Annotated in this window: 22 protein-coding genes, 1 pseudogene and 1 riboswitch; of the genes and pseudogenes, 11 read left to right on the top strand and 12 right to left on the bottom strand. The window is 59.2% G+C overall.

Features of this window, described 5'->3' with window-relative positions:
• The first annotated feature begins 7 nt into the window (after positions 1-7).
• The 4 genes from qseB to AC1M2H_RS03520 all read left to right on the top strand — a co-directional run bounded on the left by qseB (position 8) and on the right by AC1M2H_RS03520 (position 3051).
• A complete protein-coding gene (gene qseB / locus AC1M2H_RS03535; RefSeq protein ID WP_480150310.1) occupies positions 8-667 on the top strand; it encodes a quorum sensing response regulator transcription factor QseB in 660 nt (219 codons plus the stop codon).
• Positions 664-2013 carry a quorum sensing histidine kinase QseC gene (gene qseC, locus AC1M2H_RS03530; protein WP_480150309.1) on the top strand — a complete coding sequence of 450 codons (1350 nt, stop codon included), beginning with the start codon at positions 664-666 and terminating at the stop codon, positions 2011-2013. Before qseB ends, qseC begins: the two co-directional genes overlap by 4 nt.
• 106 nt (positions 2014-2119) lie before the next feature.
• Positions 2120-2701 (top strand): NAD(P)H-dependent oxidoreductase, encoded by a 582-nt coding sequence (locus AC1M2H_RS03525; protein ID WP_480150308.1) that lies wholly within the window; start codon positions 2120-2122, stop codon positions 2699-2701.
• A 35-nt stretch (positions 2702-2736) separates the two neighbouring features.
• Positions 2737-3051, top strand: a complete 315-nt coding sequence (locus AC1M2H_RS03520; RefSeq protein ID WP_480150307.1) for a putative quinol monooxygenase — start codon at positions 2737-2739, stop codon at positions 3049-3051.
• 85 nt (positions 3052-3136) lie between these two features.
• Here the strand turns inward: AC1M2H_RS03520 and parE are convergent, their stop codons facing one another.
• From parE to nudF, 5 genes are read right to left on the bottom strand one after another with little or no spacing between them, the layout of a single operon-like run.
• The gene (gene parE / locus AC1M2H_RS03515) at positions 3137-5032 is read right to left on the bottom strand and encodes a DNA topoisomerase IV subunit B (protein ID WP_464415129.1); all 1896 of its coding nucleotides are present in this window, start codon (positions 5030-5032) and stop codon (positions 3137-3139) included.
• 30 nt (positions 5033-5062) lie between these two features.
• Positions 5063-5638: an esterase YqiA gene (gene yqiA / locus AC1M2H_RS03510; protein ID WP_480150306.1), complete on the bottom strand. Its 576-nt coding sequence runs from the start codon at positions 5636-5638 to the stop codon at positions 5063-5065.
• Positions 5638-6465 (bottom strand): 3',5'-cyclic-AMP phosphodiesterase, encoded by an 828-nt coding sequence (cpdA, locus tag AC1M2H_RS03505; RefSeq protein WP_480150305.1) that lies wholly within the window; start codon positions 6463-6465, stop codon positions 5638-5640. Before cpdA ends, yqiA begins: the two co-directional genes overlap by 1 nt.
• Positions 6466-6489: 24 nt before the next feature.
• Complete coding sequence (locus tag AC1M2H_RS03500) at positions 6490-6912, bottom strand: DUF1249 family protein (RefSeq protein ID WP_041147275.1); 423 nt, start codon at positions 6910-6912, stop codon at positions 6490-6492.
• Complete coding sequence (gene nudF, locus AC1M2H_RS03495; RefSeq protein ID WP_480150304.1) at positions 6909-7541, bottom strand: ADP-ribose diphosphatase; 633 nt, start codon at positions 7539-7541, stop codon at positions 6909-6911. The genes AC1M2H_RS03500 and nudF overlap by 4 nt, the downstream gene beginning before the upstream one ends.
• A gap of 195 nt (positions 7542-7736) precedes the next feature.
• Here nudF and tolC point away from each other — a divergent pair, with 195 nt between their 5' ends.
• From tolC to AC1M2H_RS03480, 3 genes are all read left to right on the top strand, one after another.
• Positions 7737-9209: an outer membrane channel protein TolC gene (gene tolC, locus AC1M2H_RS03490; RefSeq protein WP_480150303.1), complete on the top strand. Its 1473-nt coding sequence runs from the start codon at positions 7737-7739 to the stop codon at positions 9207-9209.
• A 171-nt stretch (positions 9210-9380) separates the two neighbouring features.
• Complete coding sequence (locus tag AC1M2H_RS03485; protein WP_480150302.1) at positions 9381-10049, top strand: DUF1190 family protein; 669 nt, start codon at positions 9381-9383, stop codon at positions 10047-10049.
• 5 nt (positions 10050-10054) lie between these two features.
• Complete coding sequence (locus AC1M2H_RS03480) at positions 10055-11215, top strand: glutathionylspermidine synthase family protein (RefSeq protein WP_480150301.1); 1161 nt, start codon at positions 10055-10057, stop codon at positions 11213-11215.
• A 49-nt stretch (positions 11216-11264) separates the two neighbouring features.
• On the opposite strand, the gene ygiD is transcribed toward AC1M2H_RS03480, so the two are convergent.
• Positions 11265-12056 carry a 4,5-DOPA-extradiol-dioxygenase gene (gene ygiD, locus AC1M2H_RS03475; protein ID WP_480150300.1) on the bottom strand — a complete coding sequence of 264 codons (792 nt, stop codon included), beginning with the start codon at positions 12054-12056 and terminating at the stop codon, positions 11265-11267.
• Positions 12057-12256: 200 nt separating this feature from the next.
• Here ygiD and AC1M2H_RS03470 point away from each other — a divergent pair.
• A pseudogene (locus tag AC1M2H_RS03470) lies at positions 12257-12376 on the top strand (zinc transporter ZupT); the annotation flags it as partial.
• Between the two features lie 55 nt (positions 12377-12431).
• On the opposite strand, the gene ribB reads toward AC1M2H_RS03470, so the two are convergent.
• Positions 12432-13085: a 3,4-dihydroxy-2-butanone-4-phosphate synthase gene (gene ribB, locus AC1M2H_RS03465; protein WP_045856843.1), complete on the bottom strand. Its 654-nt coding sequence runs from the start codon at positions 13083-13085 to the stop codon at positions 12432-12434.
• Between the two features lie 105 nt (positions 13086-13190).
• A riboswitch (FMN riboswitch) is annotated at positions 13191-13342 on the bottom strand.
• Between the two features lie 120 nt (positions 13343-13462).
• Here ribB and ubiK point away from each other — a divergent pair.
• On the top strand, positions 13463-13732 hold the full coding sequence (gene ubiK / locus AC1M2H_RS03460) for a ubiquinone biosynthesis accessory factor UbiK (protein WP_480150299.1): 270 nt from the start codon (positions 13463-13465) through the stop codon (positions 13730-13732).
• A 31-nt stretch (positions 13733-13763) separates the two neighbouring features.
• Here the strand turns inward: ubiK and glgS are convergent, their stop codons facing one another.
• The 4 genes from glgS to AC1M2H_RS03440 form a co-directional block, all read right to left on the bottom strand.
• The gene (gene glgS, locus AC1M2H_RS03455) at positions 13764-13973 is read right to left on the bottom strand and encodes a cell surface composition regulator GlgS (RefSeq protein ID WP_480150298.1); all 210 of its coding nucleotides are present in this window, start codon (positions 13971-13973) and stop codon (positions 13764-13766) included.
• Positions 13974-14235: 262 nt separating this feature from the next.
• Positions 14236-15669, bottom strand: a complete 1434-nt coding sequence (gene hldE, locus AC1M2H_RS03450) for a bifunctional D-glycero-beta-D-manno-heptose-7-phosphate kinase/D-glycero-beta-D-manno-heptose 1-phosphate adenylyltransferase HldE (RefSeq protein WP_283825010.1) — start codon at positions 15667-15669, stop codon at positions 14236-14238.
• A gap of 58 nt (positions 15670-15727) precedes the next feature.
• Entirely contained in the window at positions 15728-18565 is a 2838-nt protein-coding gene (gene glnE, locus AC1M2H_RS03445) for a bifunctional [glutamate--ammonia ligase]-adenylyl-L-tyrosine phosphorylase/[glutamate--ammonia-ligase] adenylyltransferase (protein ID WP_480151826.1), read from the bottom strand.
• 21 nt (positions 18566-18586) lie between these two features.
• The gene (locus AC1M2H_RS03440; protein ID WP_480150297.1) at positions 18587-19885 is read right to left on the bottom strand and encodes a CYTH domain-containing protein; all 1299 of its coding nucleotides are present in this window, start codon (positions 19883-19885) and stop codon (positions 18587-18589) included.
• A 214-nt stretch (positions 19886-20099) separates the two neighbouring features.
• On the opposite strand from AC1M2H_RS03440, the gene AC1M2H_RS03435 reads away from it, so the two are divergent.
• Positions 20100-20720 (top strand): TIGR04211 family SH3 domain-containing protein, encoded by a 621-nt coding sequence (locus tag AC1M2H_RS03435; RefSeq protein WP_480150296.1) that lies wholly within the window; start codon positions 20100-20102, stop codon positions 20718-20720.
• Positions 20721-20781: 61 nt separating this feature from the next.
• Positions 20782-22023 (top strand): multifunctional CCA addition/repair protein, encoded by a 1242-nt coding sequence (locus AC1M2H_RS03430; RefSeq protein WP_480150295.1) that lies wholly within the window; start codon positions 20782-20784, stop codon positions 22021-22023.
• A gap of 11 nt (positions 22024-22034) precedes the next feature.
• Here the strand turns inward: AC1M2H_RS03430 and bacA are convergent, their stop codons facing one another.
• Positions 22035-22856 (bottom strand): undecaprenyl-diphosphate phosphatase, encoded by an 822-nt coding sequence (gene bacA / locus AC1M2H_RS03425; RefSeq protein ID WP_480150294.1) that lies wholly within the window; start codon positions 22854-22856, stop codon positions 22035-22037.
• Positions 22857-22964: the final 108 nt, after the last annotated feature.

The raw sequence follows: 22964 nt of genomic DNA, 5'->3' as shown, positions 1-22964 counted from the left end.
CAGGCCAATGCGTATTTTAGTGGTGGAAGACGACAAACTCATCGGCGACGGCATCAAGGCCGGGCTGAGCAAAATGGGCTTTAGCATCGACTGGTTCACCCGCGGCGAAGAGGGAAAAGCCGCGCTCTACGCCGCTCCCTATGACGCGGTGATCCTCGATCTGACGCTGCCCGGCATCGACGGTCTCGATATCCTGCGCGAATGGCGCGATAAAGGTCACCACCAGCCGGTACTGATCATCACCGCGCGCGATGCGCTCAGCCAGCGGGTCGAAGGGCTTCGGCTCGGCGCCGATGACTATCTGTGTAAGCCCTTCGCGCTTATTGAGGTCGCCGCCCGCCTCGAAGCGCTGATACGTCGCGCCCACGGCCAGAGCAGCAGCGAGCTGCGCCACGGCAACGTCACTCTCGACCCCGGCCGCCTGACGATCGCCCTCGCGGGGGAGCCGCTGGCGCTGAAGCCCAAAGAGTTCGCCCTGCTCGAGCTGCTGATGCGCAACGCCGGACGCGTGCTGCCGCGCAGGCTCATTGAAGAAAAACTCTATAGCTGGGACGACGATGTCTCCAGCAACGCCGTGGAGGTCCACGTACACCATCTGCGCCGCAAGCTCGGCAGCGACTTTATTCGCACCGTCCACGGCATTGGCTACACCCTGGGGGACGCATGAAACAGCTGGGTCGGCTAAGCCTGCGCGTTCGCCTGACGCTGCTTTTTTTCCTGCTCACCGGCCTGGCATGGGGAAGCGCCTCGTTTATTGCCTGGCAGCAGACCGCCCACAAGCTGGATAAGCTGTTTGATACCCAGCAGCTGCTGTTTGCCCGTCGCCTGAGCGCGATGAATTTCGCCGAGCTGCATACCTCTCCTCCTCAGGTGCGGACGAAAAAGAAGGTCAGGCATGGCCACCTTGACGACGATGCGCTGGCCTTCGCCATTTTTAGCGCCGACGGCAAAATGGTGCTGCACGATAGCGAAAACGGCGAGGATATTCCGGGGGATAAGCGACGGGAAGGCTTCAGCGACGGCTACCTGCATAACGATGATGATGAGTGGCGCTTCCTGCAGCTCACCACCGCCGACGGCCGCTACCGCATTGTCGTCGGACAGGAGTGGGACTACCGCCGGGAGATGGCGCTGGATATCGTCACCTCGCAGCTGACTCCCTGGCTGGTGGCGCTGCCGCTGATGTTTCTGCTGCTGATCGTCCTGCTCAGCCGCGAGCTGGCGCCGCTCAAGCGGCTCGCCCGCACCCTGCGCCTGCGCGCGCCGGATTCGGAGGAATCGCTCAGCGTCGCCAGAATCCCCAGCGAGGTCCGCCCGCTGGTCGATGCGCTGAATCAGCTGTTTGCCCGAACTCACGACGCCATGATCCGCGAGCGCCGCTTTACCTCCGACGCCGCCCACGAGCTGCGCAGCCCGCTGGCGGCGCTGAAGGTGCAGACCGAAGTTGCCCAGCTGTCGATGGACGACCCGCAGGGCCGTGAAAGGGCGCTGGCGCAGCTGCACGTCGGGATCGATCGCGCCACCCGGCTGGTCGATCAGCTGCTGACGCTGTCGCGCCTCGACTCCCTGGCCGAGCTCGAAGACGTGGATAGCGTCGCCATCGACGAGCTGCTGCAGTCAGCGGTGATGGAGATGTACCATCCGGCGCAGCAGGCGGGCATCGAGCTACGCCTGCATCCGCACGCCGCGAAGGTGACGCGCGTGGGTCAGCCGCTGCTGCTTGGCCTGCTGGTGCGTAACCTGCTGGATAACGCCGTACGCTACAGCCCGCGCGGAAGCCGGGTGGATATCATCCCCGACGCCCGCGGGTTTCGCATTTGCGATAACGGCCCGGGCATCAGCCCCGAAGCGCTGGCGCGTATCGGCGAGCGCTTTTATCGCCCTCCCGGCCAGGATGAGCCGGGCAGCGGGCTGGGGCTCTCTATCGTCCGCCGCATTGCCGCCCTGCACGGCTTGACGATTACCTTCGATAACGCCCCCGACGGCGGCTTTGAGGCGCGGGTCGGCTGGTAGCGGGATTATTGCTAAAAAAGCAAAAGACTTTGCACATTTTGCTCATTTTACCGTCCTGACCGGTGGGCTAAAATAACCGACAAAATTGAAACGCCAGGGGTAAAAAATGAGCAACATTCTGATTATCAACGGGGCAAAAAAATTCGCCCACTCTAACGGCCAGCTAAACGACACCCTGACCGAGGTCGCGGATGGTTATCTGCGCGACGCTGGGCATGATGTTAAAATCGTCCATGCCGAAAGCGAATACGACGTTAAAGAAGAAGTACAAAATTTCCTCTGGGCCGACGTCATCATCTGGCAAATGCCGGGCTGGTGGATGGGCGCGCCCTGGACCGTGAAAAAGTACATCGATGATGTCTTCACCGAAGGCCACGGCTCGCTGTACGCCAGCGACGGCCGCACCCGCTCCGATGCCAGCAAAAAATATGGCTCAGGCGGTTTAATTCAGGGCAAGCGCTACATGCTCTCCCTGACCTGGAACGCGCCGATGGAAGCCTTTACCGATGAAGCGCAGTTCTTCCACGGCGTCGGCGTTGACGGTGTTTATCTGCCGTTCCACAAGGCCAACCAGTTCCTCGGCATGACCGCCCTGCCGACCTTTATCGCTAACGACGTGATTAAAATGCCTGATGTTCCGCATTACATCGCAGAATATCGCAAGCATCTGGCGCAGATTTTTGGTTAACTAAAGGTCTATATACAGAAGGAGTTGAGTACATCATGTTGACAGTGATTGCAGAAATTCGTACCCGCCCTGGCCAGCACCATCGCCAGGCGGTGCTGGATCAGTTCGCCAAAACAATTCCGCTGGTTTTACAGGAAGAGGGCTGCCACGGCTACACGGCGATGATCGACCACGCCTCAGGCGTCAGCTTTCAGAGCACCTCGCCCGATTCCATCGTGATGGTGGAACTGTGGGAAAGCGTAGCGCATCTCGAAGCGCACCTGCAAACTCCGCATATGAAAGCCCACGGCGAAGCGGTGAAGGGCGACGTGCTGGAAGTCAGCATTCGTATCCTGCAGCCCGGGGTTTAAGATAATCCGCGGGCCGGCGGTATTACGGCCAGTAAAAAGGGAGCCAGCGGCTCCCTTTTTTGTACTACGCCTGCCGTCGGCCGGCTCAGGCTTCAATATCCGCCATATCGCCTTTTTCCTGCAGCCAGTTGCGGCGATCTTCCGAGCGCTTCTTGGCTAACAGCATATCCATCATCGCGGTGGTCTGCTGCTCGTCCTCATCGCTGATAATCAGCTGAACCAGACGGCGGGTGTTAGGGTCAAGCGTGGTTTCACGCAGCTGCATCGGGTTCATTTCACCCAGCCCTTTAAAGCGCTGCACGTTCGGTTTACCCTTCTTGCGCTTGAGCTGCTCAAGCACCCCGGCTTTCTCTTCTTCCGTCAGCGCGTAGTAAACCTCTTTGCCGAGGTCAATGCGGTACAGCGGCGGCAACGCTACGTGGACGTGCCCGTGCTTGACCAGCGTGCGGAAGTGCTTAACGAACAGCGCGCAGAGCAGCGTGGCGATGTGCAGGCCGTCGGAGTCCGCATCCGCGAGGATACAGATCTTGCCGTAGCGCAGCTGGCTCAAATCATCGCTATCCGGATCGATACCGATCGCCACCGAAATATCGTGCACCTCCTGCGAGGCCAGCACTTCATCCGAAGAGACCTCCCAGGTATTGAGGATCTTGCCCTTCAGCGGCATGATCGCCTGATACTCGCGGTCGCGCGCCTGCTTGGCAGACCCGCCCGCCGAGTCCCCTTCCACGAGGAACAGCTCGGTACGGTTGAGATCCTGGGCGGTGCAGTCCGCCAGCTTGCCCGGCAGCGCAGGGCCGCTGGTCAGCTTCTTACGCACCACCTTCTTAGCCGCGCGCATCCGGCGCTGGGCGCTGGAAATCGCCATTTCGGCCAGCAGCTCCGCGGCCTGGACGTTCTGGTTCAGCCACAGGCTGAAGGCGTCTTTTACCACGCCGGAGACGAAGGCCGCGCACTGGCGCGAGGAGAGGCGCTCTTTGGTCTGGCCGGCGAACTGCGGATCCTGCATTTTCACCGACAGCACGTAGGCGCAGCGATCCCAGATATCCTCCGCCGAGAGCTTGACGCCGCGCGGCAGAATATTGCGATATTCGCAGAACTCGCGCATCGCCTCCAGCAGGCCCTGGCGCAGGCCGTTAACGTGCGTTCCGCCCTGCATGGTCGGGATCAGGTTGACGTAGCTTTCGGTTAGCAGCTCGCCGCCTTCCGGCAGCCACAGCAGCGCCCAGTCGACCGCTTCGGTTTCACCGGAGAAGTTGCCGACAAACGGCTGTTCCGGCAGCAACGGCAGGCCGTTCACCGCTTCGCGCAGATAGTCCGTCAGGCCGTCCTCATAGCACCAGCGCTGCTCGCTGTTGTTCACCAGGTCGCGGAAAACGATCTCCACGCCGGGGCACAGTACGGCTTTGGCCTTGAGCAAATGGGTCAGGCGCGAGACGGAGAAGCGCGGGCTATCGAAGAAGCTTTCATCCGGCCAGAAGTGCACGCTGGTACCGGTGTTACGCTTACCGCAGGTGCCGGTAACGTGCAGATCTTCAACCTTATCGCCGTTCTCAAACGCAATGCTGTAGACCTGGCCGTCGCGGCGTACGTTAACCTCAACGCGCTTCGACAAGGCGTTGACCACCGAAATACCCACCCCGTGCAGGCCGCCGGAGAACTGGTAGTTCTTGCCGGAAAATTTGCCGCCCGCGTGCAGCCGACACATGATCAGCTCAACCGCCGGAACCCCTTCTTCAGGGTGGATATCAACCGGCATACCTCGCCCGTCGTCGATAACCTCCAGCGATTGATCGGCATGCAGAATGACCTCCACGCGTTTGGCGTGGCCGCCCAGTGCTTCATCCACACTGTTATCAATAACTTCCTGACCAAGATGGTTAGGACGTGTCGTGTCGGTGTACATTCCCGGACGGCGGCGAACCGGCTCTAGCCCGGTGAGTACCTCAATGGCATCAGCGTTGTATGAAGATTGCGTCATGGTGTGTATTCGTAGGTCGTCCAGGGATGCTTAGCGCAGGCCCAGAAAATCGATAATCTGAGTGAAATGATCTTCAAAGCCGACAAATGCATGATTGCCGCCCTCCTCTACCGTCTGCCGGCATGAGGCGTAGTAGCCAACGGCCTGGCGATAATCCAGCACTTCATCGCCCGTTTGCTGCAATAGCCAGAGTAAGTCGGGCGATTCCAGCGGGTCGATTTGCATGACTTTGAGATCGTAAATATGCCGAGACTCTAGCACATATTGCTGCCCCGTGTACGGATTCTCATTGAGGCCGAGGAAATTGTTCAGCAGCTCAAACGGGCGCACGGCCGGGTTTACAACCACCGCAGGCAGCATAAAACACTGCGATAGCCAGGTTGCGTAGTAGCCTCCCAGCGAGGAGCCGACAACGCCCAGCGGTTCTCCGCCGTGTTCGAGAACAATCGCTTCCAGCAGCTCAGCCGCTTCCGCGGGGTAAACCGGCAGCTCCGGTACCACCATGTTAATTTCAGGATAATTTTGCGCCAGCCACGCCTTCAGCGCCGTGGCTTTAGCCGACCGCGGAGAGCTATTAAATCCGTGCAGATAGAGGAGCGTAGCCATCAGTATCCTTCTGAAGCGATATCCGGGTGAAATTTCACGCCGCTAAGGCGGCAAACTTCGGTCGTCAGGGTGCCGTCGGGATGCAGATCCAGCCAGCGCCAGCCGGGAGAAACGGTATCCAGCGTAAAGTTGTCGCAGTGCGGCTTAAACTGCACGCAGGTCGACGGCGTGGCCATCATGCGTCGTCCGCCCCAGTTGAGATCCAGCTCCTGATGAATATGGCCGCACAGCAGATGCCTGACGCGGGGAAAGGCGGCTAGCGCGCGATCGAGCGCCGCGGCGTTGCGCAGGCTATGCTGATCCAGCCAGCTGCAGCCAGAGGCGAGAGGATGATGATGCAGCAGCAGCAGCGTATAGCGTTCAGGTTCTGCCGCGAGCTTGTTCTCAAGCCACTCCAGCTGAAAATCGCTCAGCTCACCGTGGGGAACGCCGAATACCTGGCTGTCCAGCAGCAGTATTTGCCAGCGGTCGCCGAGCAGAACGCGCTTGGCGGAGGAAATGCCTGCTTCCTGCAGCGTGCTGTACATTGCCGGCTGAAAATCATGATTGCCCGGCAGCCAAACGCAGGGCGCAGCAAAACTCGCGATACCCTCAGCGAAGTGCTGATAGGCCGCGGCCGAGTGGTCCTGTGCCAGATCGCCTGTCGCGACAATCAGATCGCACTGGCGCTGCGAGGCGTGGATGGCTTCCAGCACGGCCTGATAGCTTTCCCAGGTATTGATGCCTAACAGCGTTTCATGTTTTTCAGCAAACAGGTGAGTATCAGTAATTTGTAATATCCTGACTCTGGCCTCACCAGCCAAAGGAAGGTTTAACAGGCTTTCCAAATGGTGTCCTTAGGTTTCACGACGCTAACAAACCGGAATCGCCATCGCTCCATGTGCTAAACAGTATCTCAGCCAGTCGGCTAAGAACTGGTTAATTTGATGCTTTTCGTCGCGTTGATGCAACTTTTTATTAGGATAATCATACCGCGCTTTGAAGCGAAAAATCTGCTGACTCGAACACACTTCGGCCACCATCGCATCATGATACAGGCGTACCGTCATGGACGGTAAGCTCCAGTAGCTTACCGCCGGCGCCGTTTGCTCAATCGACACCAGTGTAGTGTAGCGGGTCGATTCAACGATAGTTAGCCGGTACTGCGCACTGCCCACCTGGTAGCCCGCCATATCGCCCACTGCATCGGTTCGCGGCAGCAGGCGGCGCAACTGGGCAAAATTGGTTTCACACAGGCGCATCATTTCCGGGAAGTCAGGCGTATAACGCTTCATTTTGACCACTCATTACGTAAATTGTGATAGTGCAGCTGCAGCCATTGCAGCGCGATGACAGAAGCTGCGTTGTCGATCTTCCCTTCTTCTACCCACTGATAAGCCTGCTCCCTGCTGACCACATGAACCCGAATATCCTCATTTTCATCCGCCAGGCCGTGAATGCCGTTGGCCGTCGTCGCATCGACTTCCCCCACCAGAATCGACAGCCTCTCGCTGGTGCCGCCGGGGCTCGCCAGATAGCTCAGCACCGGCTTTATCCGTCCAACGTCAAGGCCCGCCTCTTCTACCGCTTCACGCCGGGCGACGTCCTCAGGCGTTTCGCCTTCTTCAATCATGCCAGCCACCATTTCGAGCAGCCACGGGCTCTCGCTGGTGTCATATGCGGCAATGCGAATCTGCTCGACCAGCACAACTTCATCACGTATTGGGTCAAAGGGTAGCAAGACGGCGGCATGCCCGCGTTCAAAAATTTCACGCGTCACTTCGCCGCTCATCCCGCCGTTAAACAGCCGGTGGCGAAAACGGTATAGATCCAGCGAAAAAAAACCACGATAAAGCGTTTCGCGTGCAATAATTTCTACATCGTTTTTAGCGAAGGTAATTCCCTGCTTGTTGGGCTTGCTCATTGTCGGTGTCCTGCGAATTCGAAAGTAGGGATTTATAAGCCGTTTGGCTACCGTTTTACAGTCCGTATGTTAGATTGGTGCAAATTACCGCCGGATGGCACGTAACGCCAACTTTTTACGGCGACAGACTCTATACAATCAGCAGATATATTTAGCTTTTGGGCAGCGCTTTATGCTTCACAACAAGGAATGCAAATGAAGAAATTTTTCCCCATCCTTATCGGCCTGGGCCTGACTGGCTTCAGCGCCATGAGCCAGGCAGAAAACCTGATGCAGGTTTATCAGCAGGCGCGTATCAGCAATCCTGACCTGCGTAAATCAGCAGCCGATCGCGATGCTGCATTCGAAAAGATCAACGAAGCACGTAGCCCGTTACTGCCTCAGCTCGATCTGGGTGCAGATTATACCTATACTAACGGCTATCGCGACAGCAACGGCATTAACTCTAACGTCACCAGCGGCTCGCTGCAGCTCACGCAAACGCTGTTCGATATGTCGAAATGGCGCGCCCTCACGCTGCAGGAAAAAGCGGCCGGTATTCAGGACGTCACCTATCAGACCGACCAGCAGACGCTGATCCTGAACACCGCTACGGCCTACTTTAACGTGCTGAGCGCCATCGATACGCTCTCCTATACCGAAGCGCAGAAACAGGCGATCTATCGTCAGTTGGATCAGACCACTCAGCGTTTTAACGTGGGCCTGGTTGCCATTACCGACGTGCAGAACGCCCGTTCCCAGTACGACTCCGTGCTGGCCAACGAAGTCACCGCGCGTAACAACCTCGACAACGCGGTTGAAGCGCTGCGTCAGGTGACCGGCAACTACTATCCGCAGCTGTCGTCGCTGAACGTTGACGGCTTCAAAACCAACAAGCCGCAAGCGGTAAACGCGCTGCTGAAGGAAGCGGAAAACCGCAACCTGTCGCTGCTGCAGGCTCGTCTGAACCAGGATCTGGCGCGTGAGCAAATTCGCCAGGCGCAGGACGGCCATTTGCCGACTCTGGATTTAACAGCATCAACCGGGGTGTCCAATACCACCTATAACGGTTCAAAAACCAACGACCCTTCGCGCTATGGTGACACCGACGCCGGCCAGAACAAAATCGGTCTGAGCTTCTCGCTGCCGCTTTATCAGGGCGGGATGGTTAACTCGCAGGTGAAACAGGCGCAGTACAACTTCGTCGGAGCCAGCGAACAGCTGGAAAGCTCGCACCGTACCGTGGTGCAGACCGTTCGCTCTTCCTTTAATAACATCAACGCTTCAATCAGCAGCATCAACGCCTACAAACAGGCGGTGGTCTCTGCCCAGAGCTCTCTGGATGCGATGGAAGCCGGCTATTCCGTTGGTACGCGTACCATCGTTGACGTGCTGGATGCGACAACTACGCTGTATAACGCCAAGCAGCAGCTCTCCAGCGCGCGTTATAACTATCTGATTAACCAGCTGAACATCAAGTCCGCGCTCGGTACTCTGAATGAGCAGGATCTGACTGCGCTGAACAATACCCTGGGTAAACCTGTCGACACCTCACCGGATAGCGTTGCGCCGGAGAACCCGCAGCAGGACGCCAGCGCCGACGGCTACGGCAGCAGCGCGGCGCCTGCGGCAACGCCGGCTTCTACCCGCACCACGAAAACCAGCGGCGCGAATCCTTTCCGCCAGTAATCTTCGTTGCGTCATCGCGCTCCGCGTAACGGATTCCGTTAAGCGGAGCGCTAAACGTAAGGCAACGTAAAGATCCCCTGCTTTCCGCCCCTCTTCGCTTCATTTTCCACCACTCATCCTCTATCCTGAGCGTTAACAAAACGCCATACCACTGGGTCCAGGAAGACAAACATGAAACGGACAAAAAATATTAATCATGCCTCGTTCCGCAAAAGCTGGAGCGCTCGTCATCTGACGCCGGTCGCGCTCGCCGTGACGGCCGTCTTTATGCTCGCCGGCTGCGAAAAAAGCGACGAGACGGTTTCTTTGTATCAAAACGCTGACGACTGCTCCGCTGCCAACCCTGGCAAAAGCGCAGAGTGTACAACCGCCTTCAATAACGCGACCAAAGAAGCCGAACGTACCGCACCGAAGTACGCTACCCGCGAAGATTGCGTAGCAGAGTTCGGTGAAGGCCAGTGCCAGCAGGCGCCGGCTCAGGCCGGCGTCGCGCCGGAAAATCAGGCCCAGGCGCAAAGCAGCGGCAGCTTCTGGATGCCGCTGATGGCCGGCTACATGATGGGCCGCATGATGGGCGGCGGCATGGGCGCGCAGCAGCCGCTGTTCAGCTCGAAAAACCCGGCCAGCCCGGCCTATGGTCAGTACACCGACGCCGGCGGCAAGAGCTACGGCGCCGCGCAGCCAGGCCGTACGATGAACGTACCGAAGACGGCGATGGCGCCGAAACCGGCAACCACCAGCACCGTGACCCGCGGCGGTTTCGGCGAGTCGGTGGCGAAGCAGTCCGCCATGCAGCGTAGCGCCGCAGGCACCTCTTCTTCGCGTTCAATGGGCGGCTAACGCTCATGGAAAGAATCAGCATCACGGAGCGCCCGGACTGGCGCGAAAAGGCGACCGAATACGGCTTTAACTTCCATACCATGTACGGCGAGCCGTACTGGAGCGAAGAGGCCTATTACAAGCTGACCCTGGCGCAGGTTGAGAAGCTGGAAGACGTTACCGCCGAGCTGCATCAGATGTGCCTGCAGGCGGTGGAAACCGTGATCGGCAGCGATGATCTGATGGCCAAATTCCGCATCCCCAAACACACCTGGGGCTTCGTGCGCCAGTCGTGGAAAACCAACCAGCCGTCGCTCTATTCGCGCCTTGACCTGGCGTGGGACGGCGTTGGCGAGCCCAAGCTGCTGGAGAACAACGCCGATACGCCAACCTCGCTGTATGAGGCGGCGTTCTTTCAGTGGATTTGGCTGGAAGATCAGCTCAACGCCGGCCTGCTGCCGGCTGGCAGCGATCAGTTCAACAGCCTGCAGGAAAAGCTGATTGAGCGCTTTACCGAGCTGCGCGAACGGTTTGGCTTCCAGCTGCTGCACATGGCGTGCTGCCGCGATACCGAAGAGGATCGCGGTACCGTCCAGTATCTGCAGGACTGCGCTGCCGAAGCCGGCGTCGCCACCGAATTCCTCTATATCGAAGATATCGGCCTGGGCGAAAAGGGCCAGTTTACCGACGTTCAGGATCAGGTTATCGGCAATCTGTTCAAGCTTTATCCGTGGGAGTATATGCTGCGCGAGGTCTTCTCCACCAAGCTGGAGGACGCCGGCGTACGCTGGCTTGAGCCGGCATGGAAGAGCATTATCTCCAACAAGGCGCTGCTGCCGCTGCTGTGGAAGATGTTCCCGAACCACCCTAACCTGCTGGCATCCTGGTTCAGCGAAGACGCGCATCCCGAAATGGAGAAGTACGTCATCAAGCCGATTTTCTCCCGCGAAGGCGCAAACGTGTCGATCGTTGAAAACGGCAAGGTGCTGGAAGCGGTAGAAGGCCCGTACGGCGAAGAAGGCACCATCGTGCAGGAGTTCTATCCGCTGCCGAAGTTTGGCGACAGCTATACGCTGATCGGCAGCTGGCTGATCGACGATAAGCCAGCCGGGATCGGCGTTCGCGAAGATCGGGCGCTGATCACCCAGGATCTTTCACGTTTCTATCCGCACATTTTCGTCGAGTAGTATCCCGCCCCGGCAGCGCTGCGTCTGCCGGGGCAGCTCCATTTTCCCGCTACGCCCCAACCAGCACCGACAGCATGCTTAACGATCCCATCTCCATTCCTTCTACCGGTATGGAAATCGGCTCTTCGCCGTCCCAGGCGCCCAGCACGTACAGCAGCGGCAGGAAGTGTTCCGCCGTCGGGTTTGACAGCGACCCGCCCTCATGCGCCAGGTAGTTCACCAGCGGATGTTCCTCAGCCGGCCCTTTCCAGGTCAGATTCGTTTTCACATATTCATTAAACGACTCCGCCCAGGGATACGGCGTGCTTTCACCGTGCCAGCGCGCCGTGCGCAGGTTATGCACCACGTTACCGCTCGCGATCAGCATAATGCCTTCATCGCGCAGCGCCGCCAGCCTGCGCCCCATCTCCAGGTGCCAGGCCGCCGGCTTGCTGCTGTCGATGCTCAGCTGCACCATCGGAATATCGGCGTCGGGGTACATTTTGATGAGCACGCCCCACGAGCCATGGTCGAAGCCCCATGCTTCTTTATCCAGCGCCACCGGTACCGGCGCCAGCAGCTCAACCAGGCGCTGTGCCAGCTCAGGGGAGCCCGGAGCCGGATAGTGCGTATCGTACAGCGCCTGCGGGAAGCCGCCAAAATCGTGGATCGTTTTCGGGGCTTCCATCGCCGTGACGCCGGTACCGCGCGTAAACCAGTGTGCGGAGACCACCACAATCGCCTGCGGACGCGGCAGGGTTTCGCCCAGATGCCGCCAGGCGCGAGTATAGACGTTATCTTCCAGCACGTTCATCGGGCTGCCGTGGCCTAAAAACAACGCCGGCATTCGGGTAAGGGACATGATGATATCCTTGAGTAGAGGAGATTTGATGCCTTCACATTACGCGTTTTTGCATCAGGATAAACTCAGATAAGCGTGATGATCATCATCAGAAAATTTGAATGTAAGCCGCGGTAAAGGACGCGTTTTCCTCTCACTGCTTATCTCGCTGATGGAAATGCTCCCCGCCGCGCCGGGCGCCGAGGGGATGTCGGCGTTGATCGGTTGATGAGCTCATGCCGCTGGCAAAAGAGATCGATCGGCAAAGCAACCCAGGCTATGGCGTGCTGTGCGGTATGGGATTTAGCCTCGTGGCCCTGCAGGCGATGGGCATTGGCTGACGCCAAAACAACAAAGCCCACGGTGACGTGGGCTTTGGAGCACGGCTAAGCCGGATCAGCTGGCTTTACGCTCGTGCTCGCGACGGTAGGCCACCAGATCTTCAATGGTGACCACCGCCATATTGTGCTGCTGAGCAAATTCGATGCACTGCGGCGCGCGGGCCATCGAGCCATCGTCGTTGGTCAGCTCACACAGAACCCCGGCCGGCTTGAAGCCCGCGAGAGTCACCAGATCGATAGTGGCTTCGGTGTGGCCCCCGCGGGTCAGCACGCCGCCCGCCTGGGCGCGCAGCGGGAATACGTGGCCAGGACGATTCAGGTCGGATGGTTTTGCGCCATCGGCAATCGCGGCGCGCACGGTGGTGACGCGGTCGGCTGCGGATACGCCGGTGGTGACGCCTTCCGCGGCTTCGATGGTCACGGTGAAGCCGGTGCCGTAGGCGCTGGTGTTATTTTCCACCATCATCGGCAGGTCGAGCTGCTTGCGGCGTTCATCGGTCAGGCACAGGCAAACAATACCGCTGCCGTGGCGAATGGTCAGCGCCATCTGCTCAACGGTCATGGTCTCGGCGGCGAAAATCATATCGCCTTCATTTTCACGGTCTTCATCATCCAGCACCATCACACCGCGGCCTTCGCGCAGTGCATTTAAAGCGTGTTCCACACGTTCAAAAGCGGTACCAAAAGAGGAAAGGAGCGTCTGATTCATGGTAAAAAAACCTCATTAAAATTATGGTTACCAGAATCAGGGCAGTCTTAGGAGTGCCGGTTAAGCGGCAAAAGTCAACGCAAGCGGATCGCAATCCGGCTGAGCCGTTACTCTCTCCCATCCGGACTCTAACCGTCGGCCCCGGAATTACACCGGGTCTGCTGACCTTTCTGCTGTCGCAAAAAGCGCTCGCGGGCTTTCAACGCTATGGTTGATTTACCGCCGGTGGGGAATTTCGCCCCGCCCTGAGAATAAGCGGGATAACTATAACGCTATTGATTATCCTCGGCAATGCATAAGCTTCAAACATTTCTGGTTTATAGGCGGCGCCGATCGCACTACAATGGACGGTAAATCGACCAGAGCAGGAAACCACCATGATTGACCCGAAAAAAATTGAACAAATTGCCCGCCAGGTCCATGAATCGATGCCGAAAGGCCTTCGTGACCTTGGGGAAGACGTGGAGAAAAAGATCCGTCAGGTGCTCCAGTCACAGCTGACCCGCCTGGATCTGGTAGGCCGTGAAGAGTTTGACGTACAAACCCAGGTGCTGCTGCGCACCCGCGAAAAGCTGGCTTTACTCGAACAGCGCATTAACGATCTGGAAAGCCGTTCGGCCGCGCCGGGCGCTGAAGAGAAGCAGTAAAAAATAACGGGCCATCAGGCCCGTTGTTGTATCAGTGTTCCAGCTCTCGTGCCGGCGCCTCCGCCTGGCAGACCTGACGACAGTAGAGCTCGTACCGCTGGCAAAACCATTCACGATGATCCTCATCCATATTGCCGACGATGGCCTCAAGATCAACGACGTGGCCCTGCGCGCGCATTCTGGCAAAGCTCAGCGCCAAAAAGTCAAAATTATTCATTGAATACAGGTCGTTATGGTTCATCCGCATACTCCTTCAGCCGTTGGTGTTCTGAGTGGTCATATGCTTTACTGACTTCAGTATTTATCTTTACGTTAACTTTTTTTGCGCGAAAAATGCGCAAAACAAGAACAATTCTTGCGCTGAATCATTTCCACCATCAATAAATAAAAAAAGCCCGCGATCGGACGATCGCGGGCCGCTTTAAGTACAACTTTTTCGCTACTTTCCCGATCGCGCCATGCTTATCGGGACCATCGTCAAGCCACCGTTCGGCGGGAAAACATTACTTCCCGCTATCTTTCTGGATCTTCTTAATTATGTTGGTGGTCGAACAGCCATCTTCAAAATTGAGCACCAGCACTTCACCGCCGTTTGCCCAGACCTCTTCGCTTCCGGCAATCTGTTCTGGCCTGTAATCCCCGCCTTTCACCAGCAGATCCGGCAGGATCCCGGCGATCAGGCGCTGCGGCGTGTCCTCTTCGAAAGAGACTACCCAGTCAACGGCCTCCAGCGCGCCCAGCACGATCATCCGCTGCTCAAGCGGGTTCACCGGACGGGACTCGCCTTTCAGACGTTTCGTCGACGCATCGCTGTTCACCGCCACAATCAGGCGATCGCCCAGCTTGCGCGCGTTGGCCAGATACGAAACGTGGCCGGCGTGCAGAATGTCAAACACGCCGTTGGTCATCACCACTTTCTCACCGCGCTTGCGCGCTGCGGCAACCGCCTGCTTCAGCTCTTCTTCATTCATCACGCCAAAACCGGTCTCCGCGCGCCCGCGCACCGCGTTTTCCAGCTCGATCGGCGAAACGGTGGAGGTGCCCAGCTTGCCGACGACCACGCCGGCCGCCGCGTTGGCGAAATAGCACGCCTCTTCCAGCGTGTTGCCCGAGGCGAGCGTCGCCGCCAGTACGCCAATCACCGTATCGCCCGCGCCGGTGACGTCATACACTTCCTGTGCCTGGGTTGGCATATGCAGCGGCGGTTTGCCCGGCTGCAGCAGCGTCATGCCCTGTTCGGAGCGGGTCACCAGCAGCGCGGAGAGTTCAAAATCAGCAATAATCTTCAGGCCGCGTTCAACGATTTCCGCTTCGTCCTTACATTTCCCGGCCACCGCTTCAAACTCGGAGAGGTTCGGGGTCAGCAGAGTGGCGCCGCGATAGCGCTCAAATTCGGTACCCTTCGGATCGATCAGCACCGGCACGCCCGCGTCCCGAGCCAGCTTAATCATCGTCTGCACGCTGGCCAGCGCGCCTTTCGCATAGTCAGAGAGGACCAGCGCCCCGATAGAACCCAGCGCCTGCTGGATGCGTTCGTGCATCGGCTGCGGATCGACGCCGGAGAAGCCCTCTTCAAAATCAAGGCGGATCAGCTGCTGGTTGCGTGACAGCACGCGCAGCTTGGTGATGGTCGGGTGCGTCGGCACCGAAACGAAGTCGCACTTCACGTTGACGTCGGCCAGCGCTTTACTCAGCGCGCGGGCGGCATCGTCAATCCCGGTCAGGCCCACCAGGCGCGAGGTCGCGCCGAGCGACGCGATATTCATCGCTACGTTTGCCGCGCCGCCGGGGCGTTCTTCTATATTTTCCACTTTCACCACCGGCACCGGGGCCTCAGGGGAAATACGGCTGGTGGGACCATACCAGTAGCGGTCCAGCATCACATCGCCAACCACCAACACTCCTGCTCGTTCAAACTCCGGCAGCGTTACTTTCATTACTCTCTCCTGCGAGATGCAAATTTTGCGCGCGATAATAGCACACCCGGTTTTTTAGTTAAGCCATCAACCACTTCTGCCAGCTGGCGCTAACCTGCTCACGCTCCTGAGCAAAGGCCTCCGGCGCGACGTTTCCCGGCTGCTCCTGCAGCGCCAGATGGTGCAGCGCATCGCGCAGCGTGGTGTAGGCATGGGTCAACGCCCGGGCCTCTTCTTCGTCCATAATGTCGTTCTGCGCCAGCAGCTCCAGAATGCGCACATTATCGGACCAGCGCGTCAGCTTCGGCTTGTCGTGGGCATAGCGTAAGACCAGATACTGGGTGATAAATTCAATATCGGTGATCCCGCCGGCATCGGCTTTAATATCAAAGCGATCGCTCTGCTTATTGCCAAGATGGGCGCGCATTTTCTCACGCATTTCCCGCACCTCGGTCTGCAAAGTAGCCCCCTCGCGCTGGCGGGTGAGAATGGCGCGGCGAATCTCATCAAACCGCGTCTGCAGTTCCGGATCGCCGTAGACCACCCGCGCGCGGACCAGCGCCTGATGTTCCCAGGTCCAGGCTTCGTTTTGCTGATAGTCGGCGAATGAGTCGGCGGTGGTGACCAGCATGCCCGCGGCGCCCGACGGACGCAGGCGCGCATCCACTTCATAGAGGATCCCGGAAGAGGTGCGGGTGCTGAAGAGATGCATAATGCGCTGCGCCAGACGCAGATAGAACTGGCGGCCGTCAATCTCGCGTTCGCCGTCGGTCATGGCCTCCTGCGGGCAATCATGAAGGAACACCAGATCCAAATCGGAGCTGTAGCCCAGCTCCCAGCCGCCCAGCTTGCCGTAGCCGACGACGGCAAAACCGCGGCCCTGACGGTCGCGCAGGTGCGTCGGCTGGCCATAGCGCGCCACCATCTGCATCCACGCCTGCTGAACAACCGCGTCGATCATCGCCTCGGCCAGCCAGGTTAAGTGATCGCTCACTCTCATCACCGGCAGCGTGCCGGCGATGTCCGCGGCGGCAATATGCAGCAGCTGCGCCTGCTTGAACTGACGCAGCGCCTCCAGCTGCTGCTCTTCGTCCTCTTCCGGTACGCGCAGTAAATACTGGCGCAGCTCATCGCGATAGGCGTCGGTTGCCGTCGGCTGATAGAGCGTATTCGGGTCCAGCAGCTCGTCCAGCAGCAGCGGATGGCGCGCCAGCTGGCTGGCGACCATCGGCGAGGCGGCGCACAGGGCGATCAGGTGCTTCAGCGCGCCGGGATACTCGCTGAGCAGCTCCAGATAGGTCGTGCGGGTCACGATGCCGGTCAGCAGCGGCGTAATGCGCGCCAGCGGCAGCGGCGCATCGGCGCGGGAGCAGACTTCGCTGAGCAGGTGCGGCATCAGTTGATCCAGCACCTGCCGCCCGCGCGGGCCAATGGTGCGCCTGTCGAGCTCTTTGCGGAAATCGGCGATCAGCGCCAGCACGCTGCGCCGATCGCCATCATCGAGATGCGCCAGCGCCGGACTGGTATCATCCTCCTCCAGCGGGTCCTGCCACAGCTCGCGCCAGTACTCGGCAAGCTGTTCATCCGGCGACTGGGCTTCGTCATCGCCGATCAGCTCGTTAAACACCCGCCGGACGCTGGCCATTTTCTCTTCCAGCTGCGCGCTGAGCGTCTCCCAGTCGGCAACGCGCATCCCCCACGCCAGGCGAGCGCGGTTAAGCTCATCCTGCGGTAGGGTTTGCGTCTGCTCATCGTTGATGCTTTGCAGCAAGTTCTCGAGGCGACGTAAAAACAGGTAGGACTCACGCAGCCGGGAAGCATCGCCTTCCGGCAGCAGGTGCAGTTGATCAATGGCCTCCAGGGTTGGCAGCAGCGCCCGCAGCTGCAGCGCCGGCTCGCGGCCACCGCGGATCAGCTGAAAGACCTGAACGATAAATTCGATTTCGCGGATCCCGCCGGCGCCGAGCTTGATATTGTCCTTCAGCCCGCGGCGGCGAACCTCGCGGGCAATCATCCCTTTCATATTCCGCAGCGACTGGATCACGCTGAAGTCAATATAGCGACGGAAGACAAACGGCCGCAGCATGGCGCGCAGCTCGCTGGCATAGATGCCTTCGTTGTCGCCCATGATCCGCGCCTTCACCATCGCATAGCGCTCCCAGTCTCGCCCCTGCTCCTGGTAGTAATCCTCCAGCGCGGCGAAGCTCAGCACCAGCGGGCCGCTGTCGCCAAACGGGCGCAGGCGCATATCCACGCGGTAGACAAAACCGTCCTGGGTGGCCTGATCGAGGGCCTTAATTAAACGCTGGCCGAGGCGGGTAAAGAACTGGGCGTTATCCAGCTCGCGGCGGCCGCCGCGGGTTGCGCCGTGCTCCGGCCAGGCAAAAATCAGATCGATATCGGAGGAGAAGTTAAGCTCTCCTCCGCCAAGTTTGCCCATCCCGAGGATCAGCAGCGGCTGCGGCTTACCTTCGGCGCTGCAGGGCGTGCCCCACTCCCGGCAGCAGGCGGCATACAGCCAGTCCCGGGCGGCGACAATCAGCGTCTCCGCCAGCGCGCTGAGCTGCTGCAGACTGCTCTCTTCGCTGACCAGCGACAGCGCCTGGGCCCAGGCGATGCGCACCATAATCCGCCGGCGAAACAGGCGCAGCTCGCGCATCAGCGCCGCTTCGTCGTTGACCTCCGCCAGCGCAGCCCGCAGCCAGTCGGCATAGTGGCGCCACTCGTCCGCTGCCGGCGGCGAGCTCTCCAGCTCCGCCAGCCACTGCGGCTGGGCAACCAGGCTCTGCTCGACAAAATCGCTGAACGCCATAACCGACTGCGCCTGCGGACTTAACGTTGATGATGGAAAATCCGCCGGCAGCCGGTCTACAACCGTCTGCCAGTGCTGCTGTAACTGCGAAGAAAGCGGCATTATAGGGGTCTCCCTGGCCTGAAATTATCGTTTTCCACTATGCAGCCAGAACGGTTCCGCGGCCAGCGCCTGGCGACGGAAATATTCAATGACGCTGCTGTCCCGGTGCTCAACGGCCCGCCGAAGCTCTTTCCAGTTTTCCAGCCACGGCGATGCGGCCTCGGCGTAGGCGCCGGCTAACAGCTGAACAGTGTCGATTTCGCGCGCCAGCCGCGGCAGCTGGCCTGCATACTCGTCGCCCAGCGACTGCAGGAATGCCTTTTTTAACTCCGCCGCCGCCCGCGAAAGCTGAATATCGGCAAAGCGTTTAAACGACCCGGCAATTTTCTTCTGCGCATTTTCATTGAGGAACCCGCGCCAGCCGCGGCTTATTAGCCATTCCGTCAGCATCAGCTTCGCGCCGACGGTGGCGGTGCTGAACAGCGCCGCCTGGGCGTTTTCGGCCTCTGATAGCGCCGCCTCCGCTTCGCTTAGCTGCTCGCGCAGCGCCGCGGTGGCTTTACGCGGCACGATGCCGCCAAACAGCGCCAGCGTATGGCGCAGGCGGGCAATCGCCCGCAGAATTTCGCCTTTTGCCGCAGGATTGCCGCGGCTCCAGACTTCATCATGATAAAGCCAGTGGGCCAGGGCGCTCTCCAGCGCCGCCTCCATGCCCTGCTCGACGCTGGACTTCGCTCTAACCAACAGGACATCCAGCGCGGTCAGCGGACGTTCGCCGCCGCCCTGAGCCAGATGGTAGCCTCGCGCCGCTTTGCTCAGGCTTCCCTGACGCAGCGCGCCGGTATCCAGCAGACGACGGGCGAGGGTCAGGACATCTGCGGTATTACCGGACAGCAGTTCCAGTTCCAGTTCACAGATGGCTTCCCGATGCTCGCCGGCCTTCACCTCGCCGCGATCGAGGGCGATCTCAATCTGGCTATCGCCTTCGCTTACCAGCCATTTTTCGCGTTCAAAATCCGTGCTGAAGAGCGGCTGTACGCTTTGCGCCAGCTCGGCCGGCAGTTCGCCCTGCGGCCAGACCTCCGCCGGCAGCAGGCTCAGGGCCAGCTCCGGTTTCTCCAGCGGGATATTGTACTCCGGGCGCTGGTGCAGCCCTCCCACCACCCGGCCGGCAACTTTCAGAGTCATTTCGTAGCGACCGCGATCGCCGCGAATACGCAGCCCCATATCGTGACGGCGCAGCCAGCTATCCGGCGTTTCATAGTAAATATTGAGCAGCTGTCCTGCGGGCGCATGCTGCGCATTGAGCGTATTAAGGTGCTGACGCAGTGTTTCCACACCGCTGTCGGAGACGATAAATTTTAATTCGATTTCTTGCGCCATGACTGAATTCTTCCGCTTCTGTGCTCTGCAGGGAAAATACGGCGAACTAACGCCAATATTTCTTGTCAGTAGATAATATTTTGCGGCGAATAGCCATGCAATGCGCATTTTGCCGGGCCACCTCCTGGATGTTTCCGATTGTGGCGGAAAACTTTGCGTCGCCATGGTGATGCCACTACTATCGTTCAACTTTTTATGACCAAACGATGACCTGATGCCTAAATTACGCCTGATTACGATAACTTTGCTGGCGCTTAGCGCCGCTACGGCGGTTCATGCAGAAGAAAAACGCTATGTTTCTGATGAACTTAACACCTGGGTCCGCACCGGTCCTGGCGATAATTATCGCCTCCAGGGAACCATCAATGCCGGAGAGCAGGTCTCTCTGCTGCAGACTAACGACAGCACCAATTACGCCCAGATCCGCGACGGCAACGGCCGTACCGCCTGGATTCCGCTGAAAGAGCTGAGCAATGAGCCCAGCCTGCGCACCCGCGTACCGGATCTCGAAAATCAGGTTAAGACCCTGACCGACAAGCTTAACAACATCGACACCACCTGGAACCAGCGCACGGCGGACATGCAGAAAAAGGTCGCCGGGAGCGATAACGCCATCAACGCCCTGAAAGATGAGAACCAGAAGCTGAAAAATGAGCTGGTTATCGCGCAGAAAAAGGTCAACGCCGCGAACCTGCAGCTTGATGATAAGCAGCGCACCATCATCATGCAGTGGTTTATGTACGGCGGCGGCGTGCTGGGCGTTGGCCTGCTGCTCGGTCTGGTGCTGCCGCATCTGATCCCGAGCCGCAAGCGTAAAGACCGGTGGATGAACTAATTCGTCTTCTCTGCCAGACTTACGTATCATCCAGCGCAAAGTGGAGACGGGAGAATCAGGCGTGAAGATTTATTTGGTCGGCGGTGCCGTCCGGGATGCATTACTCGGACTACCGGTCAAAGACAGAGATTGGGTGGTGGTGGGCGCCGAGCCCTCAGAGCTGCTTGACGCGGGCTACCAGCAGGTAGGCCGCGATTTTCCCGTGTTTCTGCACCCGCAAAGCCGGGAGGAGTACGCCCTGGCGCGAACCGAGCGTAAATCCGGCGCCGGCTATACCGGCTTCACCTGCTACGCCGCGCCTGACGTCACCCTCGAACAGGATTTACTCCGCCGCGACCTGACGGTTAACGCCCTCGCCCAGGATACGGACGGCCAGATTATCGACCCCTACGGCGGCCAGTCCGACCTGCGCCAGCGCCTGCTGCGCCACGTTTCCCCGGCCTTTAGCGAAGACCCGCTGCGCGTTCTGCGCGTCGCGCGCTTTGCCGCCCGCTACGCCCATCTTGGCTTCCGCATTGCGGATGACACCATGACGCTGATGCGCGCGATGGCCGATGCCGGCGAGCTGGCGCACCTGACGCCGGAGCGGGTATGGAAAGAGACCGAGAGCGCGCTGGGCACCCGCAACCCGCAGGTCTTTTTCCAGACCCTGCGCGACTGCCGCGCGCTCGGCGTGCTGTTTCCGGAAATCGAGGCGCTGTACGGCGTCCCCGCGCCGGCCAAATGGCATCCGGAAATCGACACCGGCCTGCATACCCTGATGACCCTGACCATGGCGGCGATGCTGTCGCCGGAAATCGACGTGCGTTTCGCCACCCTGTGCCACGATGTGGGCAAAGGGCTGACGCCAAAAGAGCTCTGGCCTCGTCATCACGGCCACGGGCCGGCCGGCGTCAGGCTGGTCGAGCAGCTTTGCGCCCGCCTGCGCGTCCCGAATGAGATCCGCGATCTGGCGAAGCTGGTGGCCGAATTCCACGATCTGATTCATACCCTGCCGATTCTGCAGCCCAAAACCCTGGTCAAGCTGTTCGACAGCATCGATGCCTGGCGCAAGCCGCAGCGGGTGGAAAAAATTGCCCTTACCAGCGAGGCCGACGTCCGCGGCCGAACCGGCTTCGAGGCCTGCGACTATCCGCAGGGGCGCCTGCTGCTGGAAGCGTGGCATGTCGCCCGGTCGGTCTCAACGAAAGCGGTGGTGGCGGAAGGTTTTAAAGGGCCGGAGATTCGCGAGGAGCTGACGCGGCGGCGCATTCTGGCGATCGCGCAGTGGAAGGAAGAACGCTGCCCTCAGCCGCAGGGCTGAGGGCCAGGGCCTTAGAAGAAGACCACGTAAACAGCCGCCGCCACGATAAAGCGGTAGATAGCGAACGGAATAAACGAAATACGTTTAATCAGCTGCAGGAAGGTTTTAATCGCAATCAGCGCCACAATAAACGCCATAATAAAGCCGACGGCAAACATCGGAATATCGCTGGCGTTCAGGAAGCCGATGCTTTTATATACGTCCAGCACGGTGGCGCCCATCATCATCGGTACCGCCAGCAGGAACGAGAACTCCGAGGCCGCATAGCGGCTGACGCCCATCAGCATACCGCCGGAAATCGTCGCGCCGGAGCGGGAAAAGCCCGGCCACAGCGCCAGGCACTGGAAGCAGCCAATCACGAACGCCTGACGATAGGTCATATCGTCAACGCCTACCGCACGCGGCTCCTTCGGCTTCAGCACCTCGGCGGCAATCAGCAGCACGCCGCCGACAATCAGCGCGTACATCACGTTGACCGGGTTAAATAGCGACTTAATGGTATCGTGGAATATCAGGCCCATCACTACCGCCGGAATCATCCCCAGTAAAATATGGATAAGCGATAAGCGTCCGCTGCCCAGCCCTTCATGCGCAGGTGCTTTACCGAAATGAATGCCGATCAGGCCAAACAGGCGACGCCAGAACATAACGACCACGGCAAGAATAGAACCTAGCTGAATGACCACCTCAAACGTATTTGCAGTATCACCTTCAAACCCCAGCAGATGGCCCACAATAATCATATGACCCGTGCTGGAAACAGGTAAAAACTCCGTCAAACCCTCAACCACACCCAATATTGCCGCCACCAGCAGCGAGTGTATATCGCTCATCCAATAAACCCTTTAAAAGTAAAATGAAAAAACCAGGCACTACGAGCCATGCCATCAGGCGTCATTGGGGCAGCCAGTTTGGCCTCGGACGGCGCGTCAATTCCGGAG

It is taken from the genome of Klebsiella sp. F11 (assembly GCF_056712265.1).
Note: the sequence above shows the minus strand (reverse complement) of the source record. Positions and strands in the feature narration are given on the sequence as shown.

Bases quoted from the DNA above. Each gene is read 5' to 3' on its own strand.
- qseB (WP_480150310.1), top strand. From the start codon at position 8: ATGCGTATTTTAGTGGTGGAAGACGACAAACTCATCGGCGACGGCATC.
- qseC (WP_480150309.1), top strand. From the start codon at position 664: ATGAAACAGCTGGGTCGGCTAAGCCTGCGCGTTCGCCTGACGCTGCTT.
- AC1M2H_RS03525 (WP_480150308.1), top strand. From the start codon at position 2,120: ATGAGCAACATTCTGATTATCAACGGGGCAAAAAAATTCGCCCACTCT.
- AC1M2H_RS03520 (WP_480150307.1), top strand. From the start codon at position 2,737: ATGTTGACAGTGATTGCAGAAATTCGTACCCGCCCTGGCCAGCACCAT.
- parE (WP_464415129.1), bottom strand. From the start codon at position 5,032: ATGACGCAATCTTCATACAACGCTGATGCCATTGAGGTACTCACCGGG.
- yqiA (WP_480150306.1), bottom strand. From the start codon at position 5,638: ATGGCTACGCTCCTCTATCTGCACGGATTTAATAGCTCTCCGCGGTCG.
- AC1M2H_RS03500 (WP_041147275.1), bottom strand. From the start codon at position 6,912: ATGAAGCGTTATACGCCTGACTTCCCGGAAATGATGCGCCTGTGTGAA.
- nudF (WP_480150304.1), bottom strand. From the start codon at position 7,541: ATGAGCAAGCCCAACAAGCAGGGAATTACCTTCGCTAAAAACGATGTA.
- tolC (WP_480150303.1), top strand. From the start codon at position 7,737: ATGAAGAAATTTTTCCCCATCCTTATCGGCCTGGGCCTGACTGGCTTC.
- AC1M2H_RS03485 (WP_480150302.1), top strand. From the start codon at position 9,381: ATGAAACGGACAAAAAATATTAATCATGCCTCGTTCCGCAAAAGCTGG.
- AC1M2H_RS03480 (WP_480150301.1), top strand. From the start codon at position 10,055: ATGGAAAGAATCAGCATCACGGAGCGCCCGGACTGGCGCGAAAAGGCG.
- ygiD (WP_480150300.1), bottom strand. From the start codon at position 12,056: ATGTCCCTTACCCGAATGCCGGCGTTGTTTTTAGGCCACGGCAGCCCG.
- ribB (WP_045856843.1), bottom strand. From the start codon at position 13,085: ATGAATCAGACGCTCCTTTCCTCTTTTGGTACCGCTTTTGAACGTGTG.
- ubiK (WP_480150299.1), top strand. From the start codon at position 13,463: ATGATTGACCCGAAAAAAATTGAACAAATTGCCCGCCAGGTCCATGAA.
- glgS (WP_480150298.1), bottom strand. From the start codon at position 13,973: ATGAACCATAACGACCTGTATTCAATGAATAATTTTGACTTTTTGGCG.
- hldE (WP_283825010.1), bottom strand. From the start codon at position 15,669: ATGAAAGTAACGCTGCCGGAGTTTGAACGAGCAGGAGTGTTGGTGGTT.
- AC1M2H_RS03440 (WP_480150297.1), bottom strand. From the start codon at position 19,885: ATGGCGCAAGAAATCGAATTAAAATTTATCGTCTCCGACAGCGGTGTG.
- AC1M2H_RS03435 (WP_480150296.1), top strand. From the start codon at position 20,100: ATGCCTAAATTACGCCTGATTACGATAACTTTGCTGGCGCTTAGCGCC.
- bacA (WP_480150294.1), bottom strand. From the start codon at position 22,856: ATGAGCGATATACACTCGCTGCTGGTGGCGGCAATATTGGGTGTGGTT.